At 32.3% G+C, this 2,966-nt stretch carries 4 protein-coding genes; all 4 read right to left on the minus strand.

What is annotated here, in order from left to right:
* Positions 1–122: IS3 family transposase (locus A9G35_RS14070; protein WP_442903167.1), on the minus strand; the 122-nt coding region annotated here is incomplete at its 3' end.
* 125 nt (positions 123–247) lie between these two features.
* Positions 248–547 carry an IS3 family transposase gene (locus A9G35_RS03660; protein ID WP_065635721.1) on the minus strand — a complete coding sequence of 100 codons (300 nt, stop codon included), beginning with the start codon at positions 545–547 and terminating at the stop codon, positions 248–250.
* A 343-nt stretch (positions 548–890) separates the two neighbouring features.
* Complete coding sequence (locus A9G35_RS03665; RefSeq protein WP_065635722.1) at positions 891–2,225, minus strand: Fic family protein; 1,335 nt, start codon at positions 2,223–2,225, stop codon at positions 891–893.
* 112 nt (positions 2,226–2,337) lie between these two features.
* On the minus strand, positions 2,338–2,966 hold a 629-nt coding region (locus tag A9G35_RS03670), incomplete at its 5' end, for a primase-like DNA-binding domain-containing protein (RefSeq protein ID WP_218057192.1).

A 2,966-nucleotide genomic window follows, 5' to 3' on the forward strand; every position in this document is an offset into this window, starting at 1 on the left:
AGCAATAAGGCTTTCATCACCCGAGCAATGTAACGGCGTGACACCCAAATATTCTCTTTTTGTAAATCAAAACGAATTCGTCTTGTACCATAAGACTGATAGCTCTGATTAAATAGCGTCACGATTTTATCGGCATAAAGCCCTACTGATTTTTGTCTATTCAATTTACACTGATAATAAGCATAATATCTTGATAATCCTAAATATTGACATAGCTTTGTTATGCTATAACGATGTCGATTTGCTTTTAGGATAGCGATTTTCGCCCTATTATCAGTGCTGCTTGCTTTAAAATATCGTTTTCCATGCGGAGTTGTTTAAGCTCTTTACGCAACGCGATTAGCTCTTGTTCTTGTGGACTGCGATTATCTTTTGTTTTAAATGAGCCACTTTGGCTTGATTGCGTTATCCAACGGTCCAAAGCTGATGGTATCAAATCATATTCGGCAATGATTTCACTACGTGATTTACCATGTTGATAAAGACTGACCATTTGGTGTTTAAAATCATCTGTGAATGTTCGTCTTTTGCGTTTAATCTTATTCATATTTGTTCCTTTTTTAGTTGTGATAAGTTTACCTTACCCCTTAAAAAAGTTGTATGAATTAGTGTAGCCGATCCAAAAATTGGTTTTAGAATTTTGACGGTGTAAAAATTTATCTAGGTGAGCGGTATCCGTTAATTATGTTTTAGATTTTTTATACCTCCCCCCCATAAAAATAAAATTTTATAAAAAAGTATGCACGGTGTTCACTACCTGCTTGAAGCCTTATTCTAAAAGGGTTTGAGTGGTGTATACTTGAATGTTTGCTATTCACAAGTATACACTTTATGTATTCACTCAATAAAAAACCGCTAAATAATAGCGGCTCATAATTATAATAACGATATTAGTTATCTAATAAGTTATCCAACAAGTTAGATGGTGAAATATATGTTCTAACTCTACTGTTTCCAATAAGCAATAATAGTCCTTTATTTTCTAGCACTTTTAAATCCGATCTTGCTGTATTTTCAGATACACTGTATTCAATACTTATTGATTTTGCAATAAATTGCCTACCCGGTTCTTTAGCTGCTTTTTTAAGAATATCAATTTGTCTAAAATTTAACTCTGATGCTTTTTTAGAATTTTGAATTCTAGTTAAGAAGTCCGATAATTCTTGTTGCTTTCTTCGTAGATAAATATTTAATTCGTCAATCGACCGTATAATAATATCGATTTGGTGGTATAGAAAATAAGTAGTATCTAATCCATCATCTTCTACATATAAATAAGCTTTTGCATATTTTATTGGTGCTTTTTTAATTAATTTACTTATTGATGTATATTCAAATAACCAATAGCCAGACTTCATCATAAACCAATAAAATAAAGCTCTTGCAGTTCTTCCGTTTCCATCTCCGAAAGGATGAATAAAGCCAATAAAAAAATGTAACAATATTGCTTTGATTACAGGATGTATAAAAAATTCTCCTGCTTCACAATCATGAGGAGTATTAACAAAATTACATAAATCGTTCATCAAATCATTAAGTTTGTCTGCTTTAGGTGGAGTGTAAACAACTTCCTGTAGATGGTTTCTAACATAAATATCATCTGTTTGTCTAAACTCACCACAGACAGCATTATTTTCTATCGCTCCCTCTGTTGCTATTTCATGAAAACTCAGAATTAAATCAATAGATAAACTTTCATTTTTCATTTCCAATGCTTTTTTCATCAATGAATAATTATTCACGATCATAATTTCAGCTTTGTTTTTTGGCTTTCTATCTAATTCAAGCATTTCTTTTGCTATTCTTCTTGTTGTTGAGGCTCCTTCAAGTTGAGCCGATGAAATAGCTTCTTCCATAATTAAAGAATGAACTAAATATTTATTATTAACCCCATCCATCGACTCAGGATTATTCATCCCTATATAACCACTGGATTTTTTATCTATTGTGTGGAGATCTCTTTGTAAAGAATCAGGAACACAAAAACTAAACTGATATCCCCCTATGTTAATTTTTTTATTTGATTGGAGTCTAGACATTTTAGTCGCAGCCCATGCTAAATCAATATTAATATTTTCATCATTTTTTTTATATTTAAAGTCATTCCAATGGAGATACCGACCTTTTGCATCAGTTTCCTTGAATTTACCCATAACATTAATTAAATCAGAAGGATTAATGACCTTCATAATTTCATCGAATGATTTAGCGTGTGATATTCTCATGTTTAACTCAATTTTTTAAAATTGAGTTAAATGATATTATTTAATGACCATAAAGTAAATATTACATTTAATAAAAAATTTAATTTTACTGATAAATAAATACTATTACAGGTTATCTTATAAAATCTTCGGCTTTAGGTAGCCAATCTTTACACATATCTGGGTTTATTTCTAAATTAGTTTTTACCCCTATATTAGTTCGTTTTTTAATGTACGCCTTTCTATTTTCTTTTATGGCGTAATTTAATGATAAACCGAACCCACTCAAGGACAATGGATTATTAAGCCCTGTATTTCGCACATACTCAATATAAGCATGATATAAATATTTTCGGGGGTTAAAGGGCATTATTCCCATATTGCCAATAAACATACCATTGGGATAATCAAGCGCATCAAGATAACTACAAAAATCTACTAAGTGGTCGGATTCGCGTTTAATCGCCGTCGCTTCGTCTGATTGTTGTTGCTGGTGTAGTCTTTCTTTGGCTTCTGCTGGACTGGTAAACTCATTTAATAGCAACCTCACAATTAAGGGGAGTTCTTGCTCTATTTTGCTAACCAAGTTTAAATCTCGCTCTTTTTCAGGGATACCCTCGCCAAAGTGAAAGATAACCCTACGCCGTGATATACCGCCGTTACGCTCGTTAAATCTCATTGCCTCGTTATTGATAACCAAGACTACCGCAGGGATTTTACAAGAGTAGGGTTGCTTGTGTTTTGGGTCTATTGCGACTTCAT

The organism is Gilliamella sp. Choc5-1 (genome assembly GCF_001690595.1).
Taxonomy (GTDB): domain Bacteria; phylum Pseudomonadota; class Gammaproteobacteria; order Enterobacterales; family Orbaceae; genus Gilliamella; species Gilliamella apicola_M.